The sequence below is a fragment of the Terrabacter carboxydivorans genome, from assembly GCF_039532035.1.
GTDB classification, from domain to species: Bacteria; Actinomycetota; Actinomycetes; order Actinomycetales; family Dermatophilaceae; genus Terrabacter; species Terrabacter carboxydivorans.
Window position 1 is genome coordinate 21,200 of the sequence record NZ_BAAARE010000033.1, and the last position, 6,000, is coordinate 27,199.

Below are 6,000 nucleotides of genomic sequence, written 5' to 3' on the forward strand. Positions count from 1 at the left end.
TGCTTACCCTCCCGTCCAGGAGTCGCTCTGCCCGCTGTCTCCAGTCGCTGGAACGTCCGCTTCGGCTCTCTGTAGGCAAGAATTGAGGAACGTACCGCTTGCCAATGCCCAACTGACGGCTTACTCATTCCTAGGGCAGTCATCCCGTAGGACCGATGAGTTCTATCGTCGGCTGGGCCCAGAAATTCGAGGGAAGCTGTCTGCAGAGGAGTGGAGGCAGCGGTGGTCGGAGACCATCTGGGCGGAAGGCGTCTCGATTGCCGCTGAGCCGGAACTTGGGCAGAACTGGTTCCTATTGAGGTAGCGCACATTCTCGATGCCGAGCAAGAGGGCGGGGATAGGCTCTATCCGGAGCCATTCCTTAGAGATGAAGATCAATCCGGCGCCCAAAGGGGAGCAATTCGTGGTTTCTGACCTCGGTGCCTGGAACCTGGTAGGTAAGCCAGTACAGGTCAAGTACCCAGCGGCGCAATTGAAGAATGATGACGACGGCCCGTTCGAGGGACCCCACGAAGACTCTGACCGGGTTCAGGGAAGTTATCAATCTGGCGAGCCGCTCAGGATCCTCTGCCGCGTGCAGCAGTCAGATGGGCACGACTGGTTTCAAACTGACGAAGGCTTCGTCCGTGACGACCAAGTCGTTCAGGCAATTGGGCAAGCTCTTTCACGGCCGTTGCTCAATTGCATGGAACGGTGGATCAGACCGTAGTGCGTCCCTTGAGCTCGCGCGGTTCCGACGGTCGCACGCAAGCTCAAGGTCGACACCCGCTGGCTCACCAAGCACGCTGTCGTGCGGCTCGTCGTCTCCGCCGTCGCGGATAGGAAGTTCAGGGCCAGGCGCCCGGCGGTACGCGGCGAAGTGACGCACCTTGTCGAGGCTGGCCGTACGAGAGGATCGCGGCAAGCCGAACGCTGGATCAGACTCGGGCTTGCCCTGACGCCGACCGAGATCATCCGCGTCCGCGTCCCTGCCTCAGGCAGTCTCCCAGTCGGAACCAATGAAGAGACCGCGTTCTCCGACTCGGCCCTCAAGTCGAGCAAGCAGCCGGAAATGGAAGCCAACGTCAGGCCCGTTTGCCCGCTCAACACTCAGGCGTTGCTCGTCGATGGCTTCGACCACGTCAATCAGGGGATCGGGTAGCCAGCCCAGTTGGATGTCGCCGAAGTCGGTGACCAACTGAGCCCGCGGGTTCACTTCGTTGGCCGGATCTGCCCGAAACCTCAAGGGCTCGCCCGGAACCAGCGTCGTGATGCGATCTTGGTCGCTCTCCGGCAGATAACGGACACCATGCGTTAGGAACGTGAAGGCCACTCGCTCGCCAATCCCCACTGCCGGGGCCGGGAGCAGCTCGATGGTGTCCCCCACGCGCTGCCCTTGGGATCGTGCGAGCACCTGCATGGGCGCCGCATCCGCGGGCAACCCCAGAGCGTCAAGTGACAACTGGCGATCTGGCCGCCGAGAAGAGATCACGCGTTCGGCGAAGAGCGGAAAAAGCGAGGCCGACTGCAATGGGCCATCTACGGCACGCGCTAGCCCAGGCAGTGGCCGGAAACCGTCCCGCGCGAGTTCGCGGCGCAGGTAGGCGAAGCTGAATCGGTCGTTCTCATGCCCGAGGAATCCCACCGAGCGGTATTGCCGCGTACCGGGGTCCCGTACGGTCACAAGCAACCGAGTGGCTACGACGGGCGCGCGAGTCGGAAGTTCTACGACGGTCGACGTCATGACGCGAGCCTCCTTTGGTTGATCAGTAGCAGACTACAGAGGAACCTACGGCGGACCTCTGACATTGCCGGCACGTCCGCGACCACGCCCTCAATCGCCGCAGGTTCGATGGCGGCCAGTCGCTCGAGCCACAACTCCGCGCGTCCACCCGTCCGGCGGACGGACTCGAGCGCCAGATCCACGAGGGCCATGCGAGCTCCATCCTCGAACCGGCCAGCGAAACCCCGATGCGCGTAGTCCTCCACGGTCGTCGACGCGAGCCGCTCGTCTTGCGTCCCAGACGCCAACGCGCTGCCGTGGTCAAAGGACGCCGCCAGCGCTTGCCGGCCATCCTCATCGCACGTGAGAACCCCCCAGTTGATGGCATGACGATCCGTGTTCGCCACCCAGGCATCGAAGACGAGGTAGCCAGCAAACACCTCGGATGCAGACCAGTTCTCACAACTGGATCCCGGCGGCCCCGAGCACCCGTCCAAGACGCTTGCGATGTTCTTCAAGTTGTGGCCTACCCGATTGCGGGGCCGGTCGTCGGTCGCACATGAGAGGTATCCATCGAACTCCGAAAGTTCGACGTCGCCCGATTCCATGCTCCATCCGTCAGGCGTCACGTTGCCGGAAACGATGCCCTCATCTACCTCGCCTCGCGCAAGCTCGACGCGAGCTGAGGGGAGGTCGAGCAGCCCAGCGAACTCAGCTGAGAGCTTCTCGGCCCAGTCGTCGTAGCGGCGATAAGACGCCGTCTTGATCGGCTTGAACAGCCACCAATGGGCTTGACCCGGCAGGGCAACCTGATCTGGCGGAACTACCCAGTCCTTCGGGTCAAGACCTCGTGCCTCCTGACTCATAACGGCCCAATCCGAAATGTCCCAGACGTCGTAGGGCCGCGGCGAGGAGCTGGCGCGGTCAGCTGTCACCTCTGGATCATCCCACCGACGGCTCCCCGGCCCGCGCTCAGACACCCAGACACCCCGCCGGGGGTCATGCCCTGCAGCCGGTCAGTCTCACTCTCGGAGCGCCGGGGGGTTGAACCCTCCGTTAGGCATGAAAGGGACTACGCGGCGGTGTGACGCGCCTCGCCGGTCGCAAGCCCCATGACGCGCACCGCCGTTGACGCTGCTGGCGGCCGGTGCCCGGGCCGTCCGCTGACCTCCCCGTTCTGCTCAGGGCGGCGGTGCGGGCAGATGGGTGTGGATGAAGTCGAGGATGTCGTCGAGCACCACTTCACGGTTGGTCTCGTTGAGGATCTCGTGCCGGGCATCCGGGTAGGACTTTGCTGAGGCGTGCCGACCGGCAAGATCGCTCCACCCGCGCCGCGACCCGGCGATTGGCACGAGCTCGTCGGCCTCGCCGTGCAGCCACAGGATCGGGTCGTCGACGACGCCGGCCGCGCGGATCGTGCGGAGGCAGTCACGCAGTGCCTCGAGCGTCTGGCGCTTGAAGGGTCCGTGCCACACGAGGGGATCGGCGGCATACGCCTCGCCGACGGCGGTGTCGCGGCTCAGTACGGCCGGGTCGATGGGCGCGTCGGGGATCTCGTCGAGGGCGAGCAGCCTGTCGAGGGCTTCCCACGTACCGATCACGGGCCCGGTCAGCACGACGCATGCGAGGCCGTCTCCCCAGCGCTGGGCGTAGCGGGCGCCGATCATCCCGCCCATGGAGTGCCCGATGAGGACGATCGGCAGGCTCGGGTGCTCGCTGCGGGCCAGCGCCTCGAGTTGGTGGACGTCCTCCTCGACCTGCTCGAAGTCGTCGACCAGTGCCCGCTCGCCCGCGCTGCGGCCGTGGCCGACATGGTCGATCGCGTAGACCACGGCCCCGTCCGCGACAAGCCGCCTTGCCACGTGGTCGTAGCGACCACAGTGCTCGCCGTAGCCGTGGACGAGGAGGGCGATGTAGTCGGCGCGGTCACCGGCCCAGCGACGGCCGACGATGCGGCCGGCGTGTCCGTCGTACTCGAGGTCGCTCTGGTCCATGCGCCCACCCTCGCCAAGTCGGAGCTGATCGGCAAGGGGTTGGGCGCGCCGGCCAGCCTCGCGCCCTCTTCGTGCTGGATCTGCCCGTCGAGGGGGTCGCAGGAAAAGGCGGCTGATGTTGGCTGTCGGTCATCCGTCAGCGGGCTCTTCTCGGCTCGAACCGGGTGAGCACCTCGGGTTGACGTTTGGCGAGCATGGATCAGCACCGGCACTCCCTTCTGCCAAAGCCTCTGAGGCTGCAACGTTGCCGGCCGCGCAGGAGCTGCCGGTAACGCAGCGGTAGGACGCAACCGAAACGGCCCCCTGCGAGGACTTTGTTGGCTGGGGGTGTCAGCCGTCTGCCATGAGCTTTCGAACGACCCACTGGTTGATGCTCAGGTTTTCCTCTGCCGCGCGCAGAGCCACCTCTCGGTGCAGCTTCTCGCCCAGCCGCAGGTTGAACTTGCCGGAGTAGCTGCGTTCAGAAATCGGCTCTGGCACGTCCTCGCCGTGTTCCTGCATGTCGAGGACGACATCTGCCAGCACGGCTTCGAGCCCTTGCAGGGCCTCCACCTGAGACGGTGCCAACCAGGACAGGGACGGGAACTCCGCAACGGTGGCGACGAACTCGTCATCCTCCACCGACCACGCAACACGGTAGGTGTAGTGAGACACGTCGACCTGCGGCCGCTCTAGCGTGTCCATCACTCGGCCTCCTTCTTGTCGATTGCCTTGATCACTTGGCGAACTTGGTAGGCCTTGGCCTTGCCTTTGTCGTTCTGAATGTTGACGCGGGGGTCACCTGGCCATGGGGTCCTGAACACCGCGTGTGATGACCCGGTTTGACGAGGCTTGCCGAAGTAGTGTTCGCAGACCTTGTGGAGGTCGTTGTACGCGATGTTCTGTTGGTTGTTGCGCATCGCCGTAAGGATTGACTCCACCGAGGCCACACTCTGATGGTACTACCGGCAGTACCAGTCTCCAAGGTGGGCACCCAGGGAGGCTTTGGGGTGGGGACATCCCATGGGGGGACCTGCCGCGCCCGTTGTTGCAATGCCGGAGCGTCTCGCGAGCCTGGGCCGGAGCATGTCACACCCCGGCGACGTAGGCGGTGAGGAAGTGGACGCCGTGCCGGTCGAGGTTGCCTCGGGCGCGGTCGTAGTGCTCGGTGGTGCGCGGGTCGGCGTGCCGGGCCAGGATCTGGGCGTCACGCAGGGGGACGCCGGCGTCGAGGGCGTTGGTGATGGCGGCGTGCCGTAGCGAGTGGGGGCTGATGTGCCGCGGGATGGCGGCGGTCTTGGCGATGCGGGCGACCATCCGGTAGACGTCGCGTCGGTCGATCGGCTTGCCGGAGACCGGTCGAAGCACCAGGGGGCCGCTCGTCCGGGTGCCGCGGCAGGCCTCGAGCGCGCGGAGCACGGGGACGGTGACCGGCATGGTGGCGGGCTTGTTGCCTTTGCCGACCAGGTGCAGGACGCGGTGGCCGCGGAGGGTGTCGGCGTAGTCCTCAATCCGCACGGCTGCCGCTTCGGAGGCACGGAGGGCGTTGATGCCGAGCAGGTAGGCCAGGGCGCCGTGGTGGACGGTGATGGTCTGGGCGACCTGCAGGAACCGGATCAGCTCGAGCCGGTCCAGTCCTTGGGTGCGGGTCTCGTCGCGGTGAATCTTCGGCAGCCGGGCGTACACGGCCGGGTCCGCGGCGATGAGGCCGTCGATGTGGGCGAAGCGGAAGTATCCGCGGACGGCGTGCATCATCGTGTTGACCGAGGAGTCCATCAGACCGCGGTCGCCGAGCTGCCGGATGTACAGCTCGACGTGAGCGCGCTGGATCCCGGTGAGGGCGTCGAGGCCGTTGCTCTCGCACCAGGCGAACCACTCCCGCAGCTGGAACGAGTACAGGGCGTGAGTTCGCCCGGAGTACCGGGCCAGGTACGACACCGCGGCGAGTTGCGCCGTCGACATGGTCGCTGGCTGAAATGGAAGAAGTCGAGTTGGAGTGGACATGGGGTCACCTCATGCGGCGACCGGCTTAGGGCCAGACCCCGCTCGCCGCCGACGCGACCGGCCGTGAGGGGCTCCTCGACGCTAGACCCGTTCCACTTCTCGCGTCGGCAGGCGGCGATAGGGCGCGATTTGAACCGCGACGAAGGGCTACCTTGGCAGCCAAGCCGAGGTGCGTACCTTGCCGCTTCGTGGTTTGAACCGCCCCGGGATGTCGGGAGGCTTCGAACCTTGGGAAGGTTGGAGTCATGCCGGGGAACACGTCCAGGAGGTACCCGCCTGAGCTGAAGGCTCGGGCGGTGCGGATGTTCGAGGAGATCCGTT

7 protein-coding genes are annotated in these 6,000 nt (G+C 65.5%); 1 reads left to right on the forward strand and 6 read right to left on the reverse strand.

The window, feature by feature from the left end; translation table 11 throughout:
• Window positions 1-367 precede the first annotated feature (367 nt).
• Window positions 368-709 (forward strand): hypothetical protein, encoded by a 342-nt coding sequence (locus tag ABD297_RS22155; RefSeq protein ID WP_344257300.1) that lies wholly within the window; start codon window positions 368-370, stop codon window positions 707-709.
• Between the two features lie 264 nt (window positions 710-973).
• On the opposite strand, the gene ABD297_RS22160 is transcribed toward ABD297_RS22155, so the two are convergent.
• The 6 genes from ABD297_RS22160 to ABD297_RS22185 all read right to left on the reverse strand — a co-directional run bounded on the left by ABD297_RS22160 (window position 974) and on the right by ABD297_RS22185 (window position 5,637).
• A complete protein-coding gene (locus ABD297_RS22160) occupies window positions 974-1,723 on the reverse strand; it encodes a hypothetical protein (RefSeq protein WP_344257301.1) in 750 nt (249 codons plus the stop codon).
• The gene (locus ABD297_RS22165) at window positions 1,720-2,637 is read right to left on the reverse strand and encodes a HipA domain-containing protein (protein ID WP_344257302.1); all 918 of its coding nucleotides are present in this window, start codon (window positions 2,635-2,637) and stop codon (window positions 1,720-1,722) included. Before ABD297_RS22165 ends, ABD297_RS22160 begins: the two co-directional genes overlap by 4 nt.
• A gap of 246 nt (window positions 2,638-2,883) precedes the next feature.
• Entirely contained in the window at window positions 2,884-3,696 is an 813-nt protein-coding gene (locus ABD297_RS22170) for an alpha/beta hydrolase (protein ID WP_344257303.1), read from the reverse strand.
• Between the two features lie 330 nt (window positions 3,697-4,026).
• Window positions 4,027-4,380, reverse strand: a complete 354-nt coding sequence (locus tag ABD297_RS22175) for a type II toxin-antitoxin system HicB family antitoxin (RefSeq protein ID WP_344257304.1) — start codon at window positions 4,378-4,380, stop codon at window positions 4,027-4,029.
• Window positions 4,380-4,625, reverse strand: a complete 246-nt coding sequence (locus tag ABD297_RS22180; protein WP_344257305.1) for a toxin HicA — start codon at window positions 4,623-4,625, stop codon at window positions 4,380-4,382. Before ABD297_RS22180 ends, ABD297_RS22175 begins: the two co-directional genes overlap by 1 nt.
• Before the next feature lie 139 nt (window positions 4,626-4,764).
• Window positions 4,765-5,637: a tyrosine-type recombinase/integrase gene (locus ABD297_RS22185; RefSeq protein ID WP_344257306.1), complete on the reverse strand. Its 873-nt coding sequence runs from the start codon at window positions 5,635-5,637 to the stop codon at window positions 4,765-4,767.
• Between the last annotated feature and the right edge of the window lie 363 nt (window positions 5,638-6,000).